Annotated in this window: 15 protein-coding genes; 12 read left to right on the top strand and 3 right to left on the bottom strand. The window is 69.4% G+C overall.

Features of this window, described 5'->3' with window-relative positions:
- Nucleotides 1-44: 44 nt before the first annotated feature.
- Nucleotides 45-902 (top strand): IclR family transcriptional regulator, encoded by an 858-nt coding sequence (locus tag ACFY5A_RS10895; protein WP_387233912.1) that lies wholly within the window; start codon nt 45-47, stop codon nt 900-902.
- Here ACFY5A_RS10895 and ACFY5A_RS10890 read toward each other — a convergent pair.
- On the bottom strand, nt 899-1,885 hold the full coding sequence (locus tag ACFY5A_RS10890) for a LacI family DNA-binding transcriptional regulator (RefSeq protein WP_341939845.1): 987 nt from the start codon (nt 1,883-1,885) through the stop codon (nt 899-901). The genes ACFY5A_RS10895 and ACFY5A_RS10890 overlap by 4 nt on opposite strands.
- 156 nt (nt 1,886-2,041) lie before the next feature.
- Between ACFY5A_RS10890 and ACFY5A_RS10885 the strand changes: the two genes are divergently transcribed.
- From ACFY5A_RS10885 to ACFY5A_RS10870, 4 genes are all read left to right on the top strand, one after another.
- Nucleotides 2,042-2,959 (top strand): carbohydrate ABC transporter permease, encoded by a 918-nt coding sequence (locus tag ACFY5A_RS10885; RefSeq protein WP_105676186.1) that lies wholly within the window; start codon nt 2,042-2,044, stop codon nt 2,957-2,959.
- Between the two features lies 1 nt (nt 2,960).
- Nucleotides 2,961-3,851 carry a carbohydrate ABC transporter permease gene (locus ACFY5A_RS10880; protein WP_341939846.1) on the top strand — a complete coding sequence of 297 codons (891 nt, stop codon included), beginning with the start codon at nt 2,961-2,963 and terminating at the stop codon, nt 3,849-3,851.
- Nucleotides 3,852-3,915: 64 nt separating this feature from the next.
- The gene (locus tag ACFY5A_RS10875) at nt 3,916-5,277 is read left to right on the top strand and encodes an ABC transporter substrate-binding protein (protein ID WP_387233907.1); all 1,362 of its coding nucleotides are present in this window, start codon (nt 3,916-3,918) and stop codon (nt 5,275-5,277) included.
- A 57-nt stretch (nt 5,278-5,334) separates the two neighbouring features.
- A complete protein-coding gene (locus ACFY5A_RS10870) occupies nt 5,335-7,059 on the top strand; it encodes a beta-galactosidase family protein (protein WP_387233904.1) in 1,725 nt (574 codons plus the stop codon).
- 36 nt (nt 7,060-7,095) lie between these two features.
- On the opposite strand, the gene ACFY5A_RS10865 is transcribed toward ACFY5A_RS10870, so the two are convergent.
- Nucleotides 7,096-8,127 carry a S66 peptidase family protein gene (locus ACFY5A_RS10865; protein WP_387233901.1) on the bottom strand — a complete coding sequence of 344 codons (1,032 nt, stop codon included), beginning with the start codon at nt 8,125-8,127 and terminating at the stop codon, nt 7,096-7,098.
- A 278-nt stretch (nt 8,128-8,405) separates the two neighbouring features.
- Between ACFY5A_RS10865 and ACFY5A_RS10860 the strand changes: the two genes are divergently transcribed.
- From ACFY5A_RS10860 to ACFY5A_RS10835, 6 genes are read left to right on the top strand one after another with little or no spacing between them, the layout of a single operon-like run.
- Nucleotides 8,406-10,109, top strand: coding sequence for an ABC transporter substrate-binding protein (locus tag ACFY5A_RS10860; RefSeq protein ID WP_105676143.1), 1,704 nt, complete (start codon nt 8,406-8,408; stop codon nt 10,107-10,109).
- Nucleotides 10,110-10,114: 5 nt separating this feature from the next.
- Nucleotides 10,115-11,044 (top strand): ABC transporter permease, encoded by a 930-nt coding sequence (locus ACFY5A_RS10855; protein ID WP_341942590.1) that lies wholly within the window; start codon nt 10,115-10,117, stop codon nt 11,042-11,044.
- The gene (locus ACFY5A_RS10850; RefSeq protein WP_105676139.1) at nt 11,041-12,027 is read left to right on the top strand and encodes an ABC transporter permease; all 987 of its coding nucleotides are present in this window, start codon (nt 11,041-11,043) and stop codon (nt 12,025-12,027) included. Before ACFY5A_RS10855 ends, ACFY5A_RS10850 begins: the two co-directional genes overlap by 4 nt.
- Nucleotides 12,020-13,039 (top strand): ABC transporter ATP-binding protein, encoded by a 1,020-nt coding sequence (locus ACFY5A_RS10845; RefSeq protein ID WP_341939850.1) that lies wholly within the window; start codon nt 12,020-12,022, stop codon nt 13,037-13,039. Before ACFY5A_RS10850 ends, ACFY5A_RS10845 begins: the two co-directional genes overlap by 8 nt.
- Nucleotides 13,036-13,956 carry an ATP-binding cassette domain-containing protein gene (locus ACFY5A_RS10840; protein ID WP_387233896.1) on the top strand — a complete coding sequence of 307 codons (921 nt, stop codon included), beginning with the start codon at nt 13,036-13,038 and terminating at the stop codon, nt 13,954-13,956. The genes ACFY5A_RS10845 and ACFY5A_RS10840 overlap by 4 nt, the downstream gene beginning before the upstream one ends.
- Complete coding sequence (locus tag ACFY5A_RS10835; RefSeq protein ID WP_181155940.1) at nt 13,946-14,794, top strand: alpha/beta fold hydrolase; 849 nt, start codon at nt 13,946-13,948, stop codon at nt 14,792-14,794. Before ACFY5A_RS10840 ends, ACFY5A_RS10835 begins: the two co-directional genes overlap by 11 nt.
- Here ACFY5A_RS10835 and ACFY5A_RS10830 read toward each other — a convergent pair.
- Complete coding sequence (locus ACFY5A_RS10830) at nt 14,781-15,743, bottom strand: LysR family transcriptional regulator (protein WP_105676131.1); 963 nt, start codon at nt 15,741-15,743, stop codon at nt 14,781-14,783. The genes ACFY5A_RS10835 and ACFY5A_RS10830 overlap by 14 nt on opposite strands.
- A 209-nt stretch (nt 15,744-15,952) precedes the next feature.
- Here ACFY5A_RS10830 and ACFY5A_RS10825 point away from each other — a divergent pair, with 209 nt between their 5' ends.
- Nucleotides 15,953-16,156 (top strand): AsnC family protein, encoded by a 204-nt coding sequence (locus ACFY5A_RS10825; RefSeq protein ID WP_223586807.1) that lies wholly within the window; start codon nt 15,953-15,955, stop codon nt 16,154-16,156.
- The last annotated feature ends 34 nt before the right edge of the window (nt 16,157-16,190 follow it).

The following is a 16,190-nucleotide window of genomic DNA, read 5'->3' as shown; positions in this document are numbered from 1 at the left end:
AAAGGGTGTTGTGACTATGGCAACACTCTGCATAGGATGAAGGCGTGACCTCCCCCGCCTCTCCCCCCGCTCCCCGACGGAACTCGTCAGGCCTCGGCCGCGACATCGAGATCCTCGAACTGCTCGGAACCGATGAAGCACTCAGAGCCGGAGGGCTCGGAGTGTCGCAGGTCGCCCAGCTCACCGGGCGCGACAAGGCCGTCGTGTCACGCACCCTGGCCACACTCGCCGAGAACGGCCTGGTCGAGCGCGACGAGGACTCGCTGCGCTACCTGCTCGGGCCCCGCCTGTACGCCCTCGCGGCCCACACGGCGACGACGACGCTCGTGCATGCGTCGCGCGGGATCCTCCGCCGGCTCGTGCAGTCGACGAGGGAGACGAGCCACCTCTGCGTGCTCCGGGGCGGCAACGTGCTCACGCTGCTCAGCGAACTCAGCCCCCATGACGTGCGGACCACGGGATGGGCCGGCACCACGACCGCCGCCTGGCGGACGCCGTCGGGCCGGGCACTCCTCAGCGATTGGGACGAGGTCTCGCTGGCGCGCTGGTACGAAGACCACGGGCAGGATCAGCCACTGGTCGGGAGATTCGATCAGGCCGACCCCTCGGTGTTCCCGGTCCTCGACGCGCCGCCTCCGGGGAACTCCCCCGTCGCAGACTTCGCAAGCCTCCTCGCCGAGCTGGAGCGCATCCGCGAACGCGGCTTTGCGCTGTCCGATGAAGAGCTGGAGTTCGGCGTCGTCGCGGCCTCGGCCCCGATCACGGATTTCACCGGCAGGGTCGTCGCGGCCGTCAACGTCAGCGCCCCGAAGGCGCGCATCGGCACCCGCCTCGAAGCCCTCGGCGTGTTCGTGTCGCGCACGGCACGAGAGCTCTCGGCGCGGCTCGGCGCAGCCGCCTAGCGCCTCCGCGGCGGCGCCGTGCTGCCCCGAACCACGAGCTCGGTGCCGACGAGCGGAGTGTGCCGTCGCTCTCCGCTGTCGAGCTCCGCGAGGAGGGCGTCGACGGCGAGTGCCCCGACGCGCTCCGGATGCTGCTGCACGGTCGTCAGAGGAGGCCACAGCTGCGCGGCGTCCGGCAGCCCGTCGAACCCGACGATGCTGACGTCGCCCGGCACGTCGCGGCCGATCTCGCGGAAAGCCCGCAGCACGCCGATCGCCATCTGGTCGTTCGCCGCGAAGACCGCGGTGACTCCGTCGACCTCTCGGAGGCGGAGACCCGCGGCGTAGCCGGACTGCGCGCTCCAGTCGCCGACCAGGGCGCCGGGGACGTGGAGTCCGCGCGATTCGAGGGTCGCCTGCCAGGCCTCCCGACGGCGCTCTGCGGAGTAGGACCTCTCCGGCCCCGCGACATGCCAGACCGTGTCGTGCCCGAGATCGAGGAGATGCTCGGTGGCCAGGCGTGCGCCCTGAGCCTGATCGGTGTCGACGAAGGGATGCTCGACCGTGCGGTTCGAGTCGACGAACACGACGGGCAGCGCATCGGGGATCTCCACGTCGGCCTCGTCGAGCTGGTGGGCCTCGATGACGATGATGATGCCGTCGACGGCGTGCTCCTCCAGGCGACGGAAGGCGCCGGCGACGGTGTCGCGCGCGCTGGACTCGACCGGGATGAGGGTGAGCGCGTATCCGAGCTGGGCGGCGCGCACCGCGATCGCGTCGAGCGTGCGCTGGTTGCCGTACGAGCTGAACGAGAACATCACGACGCCGATGGTGCGGAATCTGCCCGACCGCAGGGCGCGCGCTGCGCTGTTCGGCCGATATCCGAGGCGCTGCATCGCCGCCTCCACGCGCTCTCTGGTCGCCGCGCCGACGTAGCCGCGCGCGTTGACGACGCGCGAGACGGTCTGACCGGACACTCCGGCCTCGCGTGCGACATCCTCCATGGAAGGTTCACGGCGCCGATGCGGCGACTCTGCCGTTTCTGCTGAGGACACGATCACCTCCATTCATGTGTTGACGTTGACACACTAACAGTCCATCGCATATGTTGACGTTGACACATGGCGCACCCGACGCCCGAATCAGAGAAGGTCTCGTCGATGACGACAGAAATCACCGCGGCACGAGGTGCGCTGAGCATCCCCCGCCGCGAGAAGCGCAATTGGAACGGCTGGGCGTTCGTCGGCCCCTTCATGGTCGTCTTCGCCCTGGTGTTCCTCACGCCGCTCGCCTACGCGCTCTACCTGAGCTTCTTCCAGGAGAAGCTCATCGGCGGCACGGCCTTCGTCGGCCTGGACAACTACGTGCGAGCGCTCACCGACCCGCAGTTCTGGGAGGCGTTCGGCCGCGTCCTGCTGTTCCTCGTGGTGCAGGTCCCGATCATGCTCGCGCTGGCGCTCGGCGCGGCGCTCGCCCTCGACAGCGCGCGACTGCGGGGAGCATCCTTCTTCCGCATCCTGATCTTCCTGCCCTACGCCGTGCCCGCCGTCGTCGCCGTCCTCATGTGGGGCTACATCTACGGCGACCAGTTCGGCCTCGCCGGCAACGTCAACGACCTCCTCGGATTCGATGCGCTCACGCCGTTCGCGAAGGAGTGGATGCTGGCCTCGATCGGCAACATCGTGACCTGGGAGTTCGTGGGCTACAACATGCTGATCTTCTACTCCTCGCTGAAGACCATCCCCACCGACATGTACGAGGCCGCCTCCCTCGACGGGGCCGGCGCCTGGCGCACGATCTTCTCCATCAAGATCCCGTCCGTGCGCGGGGCGGTCGTCATCGCGACGATCTTCTCGATCATCGGCAGCTTCCAGCTCTTCAACGAGCCCAACATCCTGCGGCCGCTCGCGCCGAACGTGATCACCACGTACTACACGCCCAACATGTACGCGTACAACCTGTCCTTCGCCGGGCAGCAGTTCAACTACGCGGCGACGATCGCCATCATCATGGGCGTCATCACCGCCGTCATCGCCTACGTCGTGCAACTGCGCGGCTCGAAGTCGGAGGTGCGCTGACATGGCTCTCCCCCTCGCCCGCCCGCGGACCCGTCGGAACGACCCCCTGAACCCGCGCAAGTCCAACACGCTCCTCATCGTGATGATCGTGTACGGCCTGTACACGATCGTCCCCCTGGTCTGGCTGCTCTTCAGCTCCACCAAGACCCAGTCGGGCCTCTTCAGCTCCTTCGGGCTGTGGTTCGCCGACGACTTCGCCTTCTTCGACAACCTCGCGGCGACCTTCACGTACCGCGACGGCATCTTCCTGCGCTGGCTCGGCAACACGCTGCTGTACGTCGTGGTGGGGGCGGGCGGCGCGACGCTGCTCGCGACGATGGCGGGATACGGTCTCGCCAAGTACCGCTTCCCCGGCCGCCGTGCCGTGTTCGCCGTCGTGCTCGGCGCGGTCGCCGTTCCCGGCACGGCCCTCGCGGTGCCGACCTTCCTGCTGTTCAGCGAGCTCGGGCTCACGAACACGCCGTGGGCCGTGATCATCCCCTCCCTGATCAGCCCGTTCGGCCTCTACCTCATCTGGGTCTTCGCCTCGGAGTCGGTGCCGACCGAACTGCTGGAGGCGGCGCGCATCGACGGCGCCGGGGAGTTCCGCACCTTCTTCACGATCTCGCTGCGCCTGCTGGCGCCCGGCATCGTGACGGTGGCGCTGTTCACGGTCGTCGCGACCTGGAACAACTACTTCCTGCCCCTGATCATGCTCTCCGACCCCGCCTGGTATCCGCTCACCGTCGGCCTCAACCAGTGGAGCTCCCAGGCGATCGGCGCGGGCTCGCAGCCCATCTACAACCTCGTGATCATGGGCTCCCTGCTCACGATCGTCCCGATCGTCATCGCCTTCCTGCTGCTGCAGCGTTTCTGGCAGTCAGGTCTCACCGCGGGAAGCGTCAAGCAGTAGCCTCCCGTCCCCCTCCCTGCAACACCCGGTCCAGAGCCGGACCACCTCCCGAAAGGACACAGCAATGAAGCACCTTCCCTCACCCGCGGTGCGGCGCGCCCTCACCGTGCTCGCGGCCGGCACCGTCGCCGCCATCGCCCTCGCCGGCTGCTCCGCCGGCGGCGCCTCCGACGGCGGCGGCAGCGCCGCAGGCGACGGCACGTTCGACTCCGTCAAGGCGGCACTCGAGAAGGGCGGCGAGATCACCTACTGGTCGTGGACGCCCTCCGCCGAGGCCCAGGTCGAGGCGTTCGAGAAGGCCTACCCCAACGTCAAGGTCAACCTGGTCAACGCCGGAACGAACAACGACGAGTACACCAAGCTGCAGAACGCCATCAAGGCCGGATCCGGCGCCCCCGACGTCGTGCAGATCGAGTACCAGGCGTTCCCGCAGTTCTCGCTGACGGACTCGTTCGTCGACCTCGCGCAGTACGGCTTCGCCGACTTCGAGGACGACTACACGGCATCCACCTGGGGCTCCGTGACCAGCGACAAGGCGATCTACGGCCTCCCGCAGGACTCCGGCCCCATGGCCCTGTTCTACAACAAGTCCGTCTTCGACGCGGCCGGCATCGCCGTCCCCACCACGTGGGACGAGTACTACGAGGCCGCCAAGGCGATCCACGCGGCGAACCCGAACGCGTACATCACCAACGACACCGGCGACGCCGGCTTCGCGACCTCGATGATCTGGCAGGCCGGCGGCACGCCGTTCCAGACGGAGGGCACCGATGTCACGATCGACCTCCAGGATGCCGGGTCGAAGAAGTGGACCGAGAACTGGAACCGCCTCGTCTCCGAGGGCCTCGTCGCCCCCACCTCCAGCTGGAGCGACGAGTGGTTCCGCGGCCTGGGCGACGGCAGCATTGCGACCCTCATCATCGGCGCCTGGATGCCGGGCAACCTCATCTCCGGCGCCCCTGACGGCTCGGGAGACTGGCGCGTCGCCCCGATGCCGACCTACGACGGCTCGCCCGCCAGCGCGGAGAACGGCGGCGGCGGTCAGGCCGTGACCACCCAGAGCAAGAACCCGGCCCTCGCCGCGGGCTTCCTGTGGTGGCTGAACAACTCCGAGGACAGCATCAAGATCTTCCTCGAGTCCGGCGGGTTCCCGTCGACCAACGCCGAGCTCTCCAGCGACGAGTTCCTCAGCGAGGCGCCGGAGTACTTCGGCGGCCAGAAGATCAACGAGGTGCTCGCGGATGCCGCGAAGAGCGTCGTCAAGGGATGGCACTACCTGCCCTACCAGGTCTACGCGAACAGCATCTTCGGCGACACCGTCGGACAGTCGTACCAGAACGGCACCGACCTGAACGAGGGCCTCACCGCCTGGCAGGACGCGCTGGTCGAGTACGGCAACGCCCAGGGCTTCTCCGTCAACAAGTAACACCCGGGGCGGGCGCGCCGCACGGCGCGCCCGCCCTCTCATCGAAAGCACTTCATCGTGACCAGCTTCTCCCTCGGCGACGACCACTTCCTCCGCGCCGGCCGCCCGCACCAGGTGATCTCCGGCGCCATCCACTACTTCCGCGTGCACCCGGACCAGTGGCAGGACCGCATCCGCAAGGCGCGGCTGATGGGGCTGAACACGATCGAGACCTACGTCGCCTGGAACGCCCATGAGCCGCGGCGCGGCGACTGGGATGCGACGGGCTGGAATGATCTCGGCGGATTCCTCGACCTCGTGCACGCCGAGGGCCTGGACGCCATCGTCCGCCCCGGACCCTATATCTGCGCCGAGTGGCACAACGGCGGACTCCCCGTCTGGCTCACCGCCGACGGCACCGCGCTGCGGTCGTCCGACCCGGCCTACCTCGCCGACGTGAGCGCGTACCTGCGCCGCGTGTACGAGATCGTCGCTCCCCGGCAGATCGACCGCGGCGGACCCGTCGTCCTCGTCCAGATCGAGAACGAGTACGGCGCCTACGGCTCGGACAAGGAGTACCTCCGCGCTCTCGTCGAGGTCACCAGGGATGCCGGGATCACCGTCCCGCTGACGACCGTCGATCAGCCCACGGCCCAGATGCTGGAGGACGGCAGCCTGCCCGGGCTGCACAAGACCGCGTCGTTCGGCTCGCGCAGCGTCGAGCGCCTCGCCACGCTCCGTCGGCATCAGCCGACCGGACCGCTGATGTGCTCCGAGTTCTGGGACGGCTGGTTCGACTGGTGGGGCGGCGTGCATCACGTGACGAGCACGGAGGCCGCCGCATCCGACCTCGATGCGCTCCTCGCGGCCGGGGCATCCGTGAACATCTACATGTTCCACGGCGGTACGAACTTCGGCCTCACCAACGGGGCCAACGACAAGGGGCGCTACCTTCCCCTCGTCACCTCCTACGACTACGACGCGCCGCTCGACGAGGCCGGACAGCCCACCGCGAAGTTCTTCGCCTTCCGCGACGTCATCGCGAAGCACGCGCCGGTGCCCGACGAGCTGCCCGCGCCGCGACGCGAGGCCCCGACGTTCTCCGTCGACCTCGACCCCGCCGGCTCCTGGACGGATGCTCCGGCATCCGCCGTCCGCACCGACGCCCCCGCGTCCTTCGAGGAGCTCTCGCACCTCAGCGCGCTCGTGCGGTACGACGTCGACCTCCCCGAGGGGCGCGGCGGCGTGCTCCGTCTCGACGACGTGCGCGACCTCGCCTGGGTGAGCATCGACGGCGTGCCCGTCGGCACGCTCGCCCGCACCCGCCACGACCGGACCATCGCGATCCCCGACGGACGCGTGCTCAGCATCCTCGTCGAGGATCAGGGTCGGGTGAACTACGACCACCGCCTCGGCGAGCGGAAGGGCCTCATCGGCGCCGTGACGCTGGAGGGGGCGCCCCTCGTCGGCTGGGCGTCCACGCCGCTGGACGTGGCGCAGATCGCCGCGCACCTGCCTCTGACCACGAGCACGGCCGGACCTTCGGCGTGGACCGCGGCGTTCGACCTCGATGAGCCGACCGATCTCTTCATCGACACCGCGGCGTGGAGCAAGGGGTACGCGTTCCTCAACGGATTCTTCCTCGGGCGGTACTGGCGCAACGGCCCGCAGCGGACGCTCTATGCGCCGTCGCCCGCGACACGCTCCGGGGAGAACCGACTCGTCGTGCTCGAGCTGGAGCAGCTGCTCTCCCCCACCGCCGACTTCCTGCCCGGCCTCTCGCTCGGCGTCACGGAGGAGTGAGCGGCCGGGCCACCGTGTCGGCTCCCTCCCCCGGTCTCAGTAGTCCGCGGTGATCGTCTGCACGGCGCCGTCGAGCACCATCGTCCCGCCGTAGGGCAGGATCCACTGCGGTCGCGTGTGGCCGAACGGGACGCCGACGCAGACGACGGCATCGGGGTTGTATCGTCCGACCACATCGATCACGACGTCGCGCTGAGCGTCGCGCAGCGCCTTCGCCTCACCGGGCGTCGGCCGGAACTCGACGTCGCTCACCGGGGGCCGTGCCATGACCACGCCCGCAACGGCCCCGAGGATGCCGAGCTCGCCGAGGTAGCGCAGCCAGCGCGCCACCCAGCCGGCCGGCGGGCGCTCCTCGCTCGTCTCCAGCAGCAGGATCGCGCCCTCGAGCTCGTGCGGCTGCGGCAGACGCCCGAGGAACGCCAGACCGTCGATCGACTCCAGGCAGCCGCCCCAGGTCCGCCCCGCCACCCGCGCGGCGGGGCCCGCCCAGGTCCACGGCTCGGTGGGCACGCGATCTCCGTACTCGGTGAGCGCGCGCGGATCGGCCCAGCGCCGGCCCACGTCCTCCGACTCCCCCGGCTCGGTGATCTCGAGCGTCCCGCCCTCGAGGAGCAGGGCGCGCAGCGCACGCAGGTGGACGTCGTCGACGGCGGGGCCGGGGCCGAGGTGCACCGCGGTCGAGCCGCCATAGTATCCGCTGATGCCGTGGGTCCACAGCCAGTTCAGGATGTTCGTGTTGTCGCTGTATCCGACGAACGGCTTCGGATCCGCCGTCGCGAGCGCGGCGTCGAGATGCGGCACCACCAGAATCTGATCGTCTCCGCCGATCGTCGCGAGGATCGCGCGGATGCTCGGGTCGGCGAACGCCGCGTTGACATCGGCGGCCCTCGCCTCGGGCGTCGCGTCGAGGAGTCTCGTCGTCGGATACTCCACCGGGACGAGCCCGGTGAGGGTCGCGAGACGGCTCATCGCCTGCTCGTGCAGGGCGGGCGCGACCGCGGGGGCGGCGAAGGCCGGGGACAGCACGGCGACCCTGTCGCCGGACGTGAGCTTCGGAGCGGACAGCATCCGCCCAGTCTGTCTCAGCACGGCGGCCTCCGCACACCGGCGGGCTTCTTCTGGTCAAGAGCGGCCTGATCGACTATTCTTGGACCCGAGCCACGTCGCACTGTGCGTGCCCGCCTCGAGTCATCTCGGCGAACGCCTGCGATCGTTAAGTTCTTCTTACAGATCACGTGCAGAACTGCTCGATGGACGCCGTCGCAGACGCGCCGACAGACTGCATTCCTGAGAGACCACTCTCGCCCCCGACCCGATGGGGGACCGCCTCACAGGAAGCGCGATCAATGGTGAATCGATCTCGGAAAGTGCTGTTCGGAGGGCTCGCGCTCGTCGTCGCCCTCGTGGTGACCGGGTGCAATGCGAACTCCGGCCCCACGGAGTCCACGTCCGACGGCACGGCGACGGCGATGGAGTCCGTCCCCACCGGCGGCACCCTGCACTACCTCTCCCGTCGTGCGAACGAGTCGTGGGAGACCGCGAACGCGCAGATGGTGCCCACGAGCCGCCTGCGCTGGGTCCACCGCGGACTCACCTCGTGGCAGACGTTCCCCGACAAGGAGACGATCCTCACCCCCGACCTGGCGACGGACACCGGCACCACCGACGACGGAGGGAAGACCTGGACCTTCACGCTCAAGGACGATCTCCTCTTCTCCGACGGCACCCCGATCACCGCCGCGGACGTCAAGTACGGCGTCGAGCGGTCGTTCGCCCCGATGTTCCAGGGCGGCCTCGGCTACCACAAGACCCTGCTCGTCGGCGCGGAGGACTACGAGGGCCCCTACGACGGCGAGGAGCTGGACTCGATCGAGGTCGTCGACGACCAGACGATCGTGTTCCACCTCAACCGCCCGTTCGGCAACTGGCCGTGGATCGTGAGCATGCCCGCGTTCGCGCCGGTGCCGGCCGCCGCCGACACGGAGCCGGAGACCTACGGCGAGCACCCCGTCGCCAGCGGCCCGTACATGATCACCGAGTACTCCAAGGGCTCGCAGGCCGTGCTGGAGCGCAACCCGCACTGGGATGAGAAGACCGACGACGTGCGATTCGCGGGCCCCGACAAGATCGTCGTCGACATGGGTCTGAACAACGACACGATCGTGCAGCGCCTCATCGACGACAAGGGCGATGACAAGGACGCGATCAGCAACGCCCTGATCTCGCCGTCCCAGTTCCAGCGCATCGAGTCCGACCCCTCGATCTCGGACCGCCTCGCCAACGGCCCCTCCGGCTATTTCCGCTACCTCGCACTGAACATGAAGAGCCCCGAGCTGGCGGATGTGCGCGTCCGCCAGGCGATCAACTTCGCCCTCAACAAGGCCGAGGTGCAGAGCGTCTACGGAGGCCCGAAGTTCGGCGGGCAGATCAGCTCCACGATCATGACGCCCGGCATGCCGGGCTACGAGGAGTTCGACCTCTACGACGGCGGCGACAAGGGCGACGTCGACAAGGCCAAGAAGCTCCTGGCGGATGCCGGCGTCACCGATCTCACGCTGAGCCTCACCTACCCGACCGATGTGAGCGCGATCGAGGAGAAGGAGGCCCTCAGCATCAAGAACTCCCTCGAGAAGGCCGGGATCACGGTCGAGCTGAACGGGCTCGACTCCGACACCTGGTACGAGCTCGTCTCTTCCGGGGGCGGCGACTACGACATGACGACGAGCGGATGGGGAGCCGACTTCCCGAGCGGCATGAGCACGATCCAGCCGCTGTTCGCATCCAGCGAGATCGGGAACGGCGGCGGGAACGCCTCGAACTACTCGAACCCCGATGTCGACGCCGCGATCGACGCCGCGATCTCCGAGCCCGACCTCGACAAGGCCGGAGAGATGTGGGCCGCGATCGACAGGCAGATCATGGAGGATGCTCCGATCGTCCCGATCCTGGTGCAGCGCACCCAGGCTCTCGCCGGATCGAACATCGTGAACTACTTCATCCCCGCCTACCCGCCGTTCGCGAACGAGCTGGTCGTCGGCATCTCCGAGTGAGCACCATGACCCTGGTCGACACGAAGCGCGCGGAGGGCCGACGCCCGTCGGTCCTCCGCCGCTTCACCCGGAAGCGCTCGGCGGTGATCGGACTCGTGATGCTCGCGATCCCGCTCCTCGCCGGGGTGCTCGCGCCGGTTCTCGTCGCGCTCGAGGGGCAGGACCCGTACTCGTTCCACACGGATCTCCTCGACCCGAACGGCGGTCGGCCGCTCGGCCCCCTCGGCGGCGTGAGCGCCGAGCACTGGCTCGGCGTCGCCCCGGTGACCGGCATCGACCTGTTCGCGCAGATCGTCTACGGCATCCGCTCCTCGCTGTTCATCGCCTTCGCGGCCAGCATCATCTCGATCGTCTTCGCGGCCGCACTCGGCACCGCGATGGGCTACTTCGGCGGCTGGCTCAACGCGGTCGCCGGACGGGTGATCGACTTCATGTTCGGCTTCCCCGGGCTGATGTTCGTGATCGCCGTGATGGTGATCGTCCCCCCGGAGTTCCCCCGGGAGCTGGTGCTCGTGTTCGTGCTCGCGTTCTTCGGCTGGACGGTGCCGGCCCGGATCATCGGGGCCCAGGCCGGAGCCGTGAACGCCCGCGCGTTCGTCGAGGCCGCACGCTCCACCGGTGCGCCGCCCTGGCAGATCATCCGCCGGGAGATGCTCCCCCACCTCCTCGGACTCGTCGTCGTGCTGTTCGCGATGTCCCTCCCGGCGAACGTCAGCATGGTCGCCGGTCTCTCCTTCCTCGGCGTCGGCCTGCGCGGCGACGTCCCCGACCTCGGCAAGCTGCTGTCCGACTCCCTCCCCTGGATCTACAGCGGCGCCGACGTCTGGTACATGGTCTTCCCCGGCGCTGTGGTGTTCTGCATCGTGTTCGGGGCCACTCTCGCCGGAGACGCGCTCCGCGACGTCCTCGATGTGCGCACGGAGGACGCATCATGATCGGCTACATCTCCCGCCGCCTGTTCACCGCGGTGTTCATGCTCCTCGCGATCGCCTTCGTGACGATCGCCCTCTTCTTCGGCGCATCGCGCGACCCCGCTCGCGCCATGTGCGGCAAGCCCTGCCCCGCCGACACCCTCGCCAAGGTCAGCGCCTACATGCAGACCGACAAGGGCGTGCTCTGGCAGTACGTCGAGTTCGTGAAGGGGCTGTTCGTCGGCCGCACCTACGGCTCCGGTTCGCAGCAGGTGCACTGCGCCGCCCCCTGCTTCGGGTACTCGTTCCCCAACCAGAGCGACGTGACGACGCTCATCGTGGAGCGCCTTCCCGTGACGCTGTCGCTGACGTTCGGCGCCGCGGTGCTCTGCCTCCTCGTCGGCGTCGGCCTCGGCGCGGCATCCGCCATCCGCAAGGGCGGCCTCATCGACAGGTTCTCCGCCGGCTTCGCGATGTTCGGCCTCGCCGTGCCGACGTTCCTCGTGGGCCTGCTCGTGGTGCAGGTGTTCGGGTTCATGCTGAACGCGCTCCCCTACTCGGGGTTCGTCCCGATCTCGGAGTCGCCGTGGGAGTGGGCCTGGCATCTGATCGGCCCGTGGATGGTGCTGTCGATCATCCTGGCGGCCGGCTACATCAGGGTGACGCGCACCCAGCTCCTCGGCGAGCTGTCCTCCGACCACCTGGTCGCGATGACCGCGCGTGGTGCATCCCCCCGCCGTGTGAACGCGCACGCCGTCCGCGGCGTGATGATCCCGATCGTGGCGATGTTCGCCCTCGACGTCGCCGCGCTGCTGGGCGGCTCGGTGATCGCCGAGAAGGTGTTCAGCCTCCACGGCCTCGGCGACCTCCTGCTCGCGGGGGTGAACGAGTCCGATCTCAGCCTGGTGGTCGGGGTCACCCTGTTCTCCGCCTTCCTCATCATCATCGGCAACCTCCTCGCCGACATGCTCATGCCGCTTCTCGACCCGAGGATCCGCCGTGCCTGAACCCGTGCTCCAGATCGACGACCTCTCCATCTCCTTCGCCCTGGGCGGCGCCGACGTCGACGTCGTCCGCGGCCTCTCGGTCTCGGTCGAGAAGGGCCGCACGCTCGCCGTGGTGGGCGAGTCCGGCTCGGGCAAGACCATCACGGGCCGCTCGATCATGCGGCTCCTGCCTCCGGCGGCGAGCGCGCGCGGCAGCATCCGCGTCGCCGGTCGCGAGATGCTCACCGCCGATGAGAGGGCGCTGCGCCGGATCCGCGGAGCCGACGTCGCGATGGTCTTCCAGGACTCGCTCTCCGCGCTGAGCCCCTACCTCAGCATCGGGGCGCAGATCGTGCAGGCGGTGCGGCTCCACGACTCCTCCGTCTCCCGCCGCGCCGCGCTCGCTCGCGCCGTGGAGATGCTGGACCGCGTCGGCATCCCGAACCCCGCCGAGAGCGCCCGACGCTATCCGCACGAGTTCTCCGGCGGCATGCGCCAGCGCGCGGTGATCGCGATGGCGCTGGTGAACCGCCCCGCCCTGCTGATCGCCGACGAGCCGACCACGGCCCTCGACGTCACCGTGCAGGCGCAGATCCTCGCGCTGCTGCGCGGCCTGCAGGACGAGTACGGCATGGCGATGCTGCTGATCAGCCACGACTTCGGGGTCGTCGCGAGCGCCGCCGACGATGTGCTCGTGCTCTACGCAGGGCGCGAGGCCGAGTACGGGACCCTGCGCGACATCTTCGAACGGCCGGCCCATCCGTACACCGCGGGGCTCAGGGCCGCGACCCCGCGTCTCGACGCCGAGGGCGAGCGGGCGCGGCTCCGAGCGATCCCCGGGGTCCCCACGTCGCTGCGGGACGCAGGAGCCGGGTGCGCGTTCGCTCCCCGTTGCGCCTTCGCCGCGCAGCTCGACGGACGGTGCGAGACCGAGCTGCCGGCGCCGACCGTGCGGGGCGCGCGCACCGACGGCCTGCACCGGGCCGCGTGCCACCTCGATCGTCTCCCCGACCTGCAGGAGGCCGCCCGATGAGCAAACCGATCCTCGTGATGACGGACGTCACCAAGCGCTACCGCACGGGAGGCGTGTTCGGCCGGAACCGCAAGACCGCGCTCGCGGTCGACGGCGTCACCCTGCACGTCGGCCGCGGCGAGGCGCTGGGGCTGGTGGGCGAGTCGGGGTCGGGCAAGTCGACCCTGGCGCGGATGGCGAACGGGCTGATCGCTCCGAGCTCCGGCTCCGTCGTCACCGACGGGCAGGACATCGCGCAGCTCAGCGCGAAGGGCCTCCGCGGCCTGCGGCGCAACGTCGCGATGGTGTTCCAGGATCCGCTGGCCTCGTTGAATCCGCGGCAGACGGTGCGGCAGACGCTCGAGAACGTGTTCCGCGCGCACGGCGAGACGACCTCGACGGCGGAGCTGATCGACCTGCTCGCCTCGGTGGGGCTGGGCTCCGACTACCTCGAGCGCTACCCGCACGAGGCCTCAGGCGGACAGCTGCAGCGCGTCGCGGTCGCCAGGGCGCTCGCGCTCAAGCCCGCCCTGATCATCGCGGACGAGCCGACCTCGGCGCTCGACGTCTCGGTGCGCGCGCAGATCCTCAACCTGCTCGCCGACCTGCAGCGCGATCAGGGGATCTCGTTCCTGCACGTCAGCCACGACCTCGCCGTGATCCGCCTCTACAGCGATCGCGTCGCGGTCATGAACCGCGGGCGGATCGTCGAGACGGGGCCGTCGGACGAGATCTTCCGCTCGCCGCAGCATCCGTACACGCAGTCCCTCGTCGACGCGACGCCCGAGGCGGAGCTCCCGACTCATGACGACGCCCCCGTGCGCACGATCGGGCGCACGTGCGACGATCGTGACCATGACTCACCGAATGACCACGACGCCGTGGTTCGGCCAGAAGCCGGCCCGGCACGAGACAGAAAGAGGACACGTGGGTACTGACCTGTTCGTCCGAGAGTTCGGACGGGATGCCGAAGAGGCTCCCGTCATCCTGATCCTGCACGGCGCCGTCGAGTCCGGCGCCTGCTACGGGGATGCGGTGCACCGCTGGGGGGACGACTTCCACATCGTCGCCCCCGATGCGCGGGGTCACGGCCGCTCGCCCGGACGCCTCCCCGAGCACGAGGGCGTGCCGTCGACCGACGTGATGGTGCAGGACGCGATCGACATCCTGGAGGACATCCTCGAGGAGACCGGACGGCGGACGCTGATCGTCGGGCACTCGATGGGCGCGCGCATCGCCGCCTTCGTCGCGGCCGACGCGCCTCATCTGGTGGCCGGGGTGGTGCTGGAGGATCCGCCGTGGTGGGTGCCGGAGGCCGGCCCCAACCCGTGGCTCAGCGTGGAGCAGACCGAGAAGGACCCGTTCGACTTCGCCGACACCGCGACCGTCGACGAGCTCGTCGAGATGCAGCGCGCCCAGAAGCCGCACTGGCCCGAGGAGGAGCTGCGGCCCCTCGCCGAGGCCATGAAGGCGGTCGACATCGCCTACATGGAGCAGCGCGTGCACGAGAAGCGCCGCATCTGGACCCCCACGGCCCGCCAGATCACCGTCGGACCGACCGGGGTGCCCGCGCTGCTGGTCACCGGGACCGGCGACGTCATCGTCGACAAGCACTCCCGTGAGCGCCTGACCGCGGTCGCTCCCGGATTCGACATCGTCGTGATCGACGGGGCGCACCACTGCGTGCGCCGCGACAAGCCGGTCGAGTACCACCGGCACGTCGACGCCTTCCTCCGCGAGAACGCTCCGTCGACGGGGTCGGTCACTCCACGCTGAACGTGTCGGAACGCGCGAGCGGACCGTGGATCTCCGAGTCGGGCTCGGCGAGCACGGTCCGCATCGCGTCGAGGCCCGCGCGCACCACCGGATGCCCCTGGTTGTCGCGACGTGTGGTCATGATGACCTTGCGCAGCGGGGCGATCCCCTGCGTGGGAAGGATCGTCACCCACTCGGCATCCCGCGCGGACAGTGCGGACTCCGGCACCAGGCACACCCCGGCCTCGGCGGCGACGAGCGAGACCGCGGCGCGGTAGTCGTCAGACACGTGCGTGATCGTCGGGTGGAACCCCAGCTCCGCGCACGCCTGCAGCACCATGGTGCGCGAGGGGTTTCCGGGAGAGGGCATGATCCAGCCGTCCTCGATGAGCTGCGTCAGCTCCACACCGTCGGATGAGGCGAGCGGGTGGCTGTGCGGGACCGCCGCCTTGAACCGCTCGATGTAGAGCGGGAACTTCACGATGTCGGGGGAATCGCGCTCGGGGTCGGACTCGTACTCCAGGCTGACGGTGGCGTCGATGTCTCCGCGCATGAGCATGCGGTGGCTCATGTGCGCCTCGGCGTCGACGACCTTGACGTCGATACCAGGGGCGTTGCGGCGCAGCTCCACGATCGCGGGGGCGACGACCCAGCTGATCGCGGTCGGGAACGCGCCGATGCGCAGCTGCCCGAGGAGGCCGCCGGAGTGCGCGGCGAGCTCCGCCTCGGCGATCTTGAGGCGGGAGTTGATCTCCTCCGCGTGCTCGGCGAGGATGCGTCCGGCGGGCGTCAGCGCGAGCTTGCGCCCCGTGCGCACCATGAGCTGCTGACCGACCTCCCGTTCGAGCGCGGCGAGCTGCTGGGAGACGGCGGATGCCGTGAGGTGCAGTGCGGCCGCCGTGGCGGTGACGGAGTCGGAGAGCACGAAGGCGCGCAGGACGAGCAGACGTCGGGGGTCGATCGTGGCCACGGGGACTCCATCGGCGGGTGGTGGCCGGTCGCCGTTCCGTGCGGGTTCACGCGGCTTCCGGATGCCTCATCCTATCGAGGCGAAGGGCCGGCGCCCGGTGCCCGGCCGCCCTGTCGGAGGGGACGGACCTGTCGTCAATTCATGTTGACATTCGCCGACTCTTCGATCAGGATGGACGTCAATGATCGTTGACGGAAAGGTCGTGGATCATGGTGAAGGCATCCGCCGTCTCCGAAGACGGGGCAGAACCCCTGGCCGAGCTGCACCGCCTGGCGGGGCTCCGCCTCGACATCGCGCGCGCCGAGGAGGCGCAGGTGCGCAAGGCCCGCAATCTCGGCTACTCCTGGCAGGCGATCGCGAGCGCACTCGGCGTCACGAAGCAGGCCGCGCACCGCCGCTTCGGCCGCAGCTGAACCGGCCACACAGCCCATCCACAGAAACCGCATC

The organism is Microbacterium sp. NPDC012755, assembly GCF_042901325.1.
Classification (GTDB): domain Bacteria; phylum Actinomycetota; class Actinomycetes; order Actinomycetales; family Microbacteriaceae; genus Microbacterium; species Microbacterium natoriense.
The sequence above is the reverse complement of the archived record's forward strand: the minus strand, read 5'-3'. Positions and strand labels throughout refer to the sequence as shown.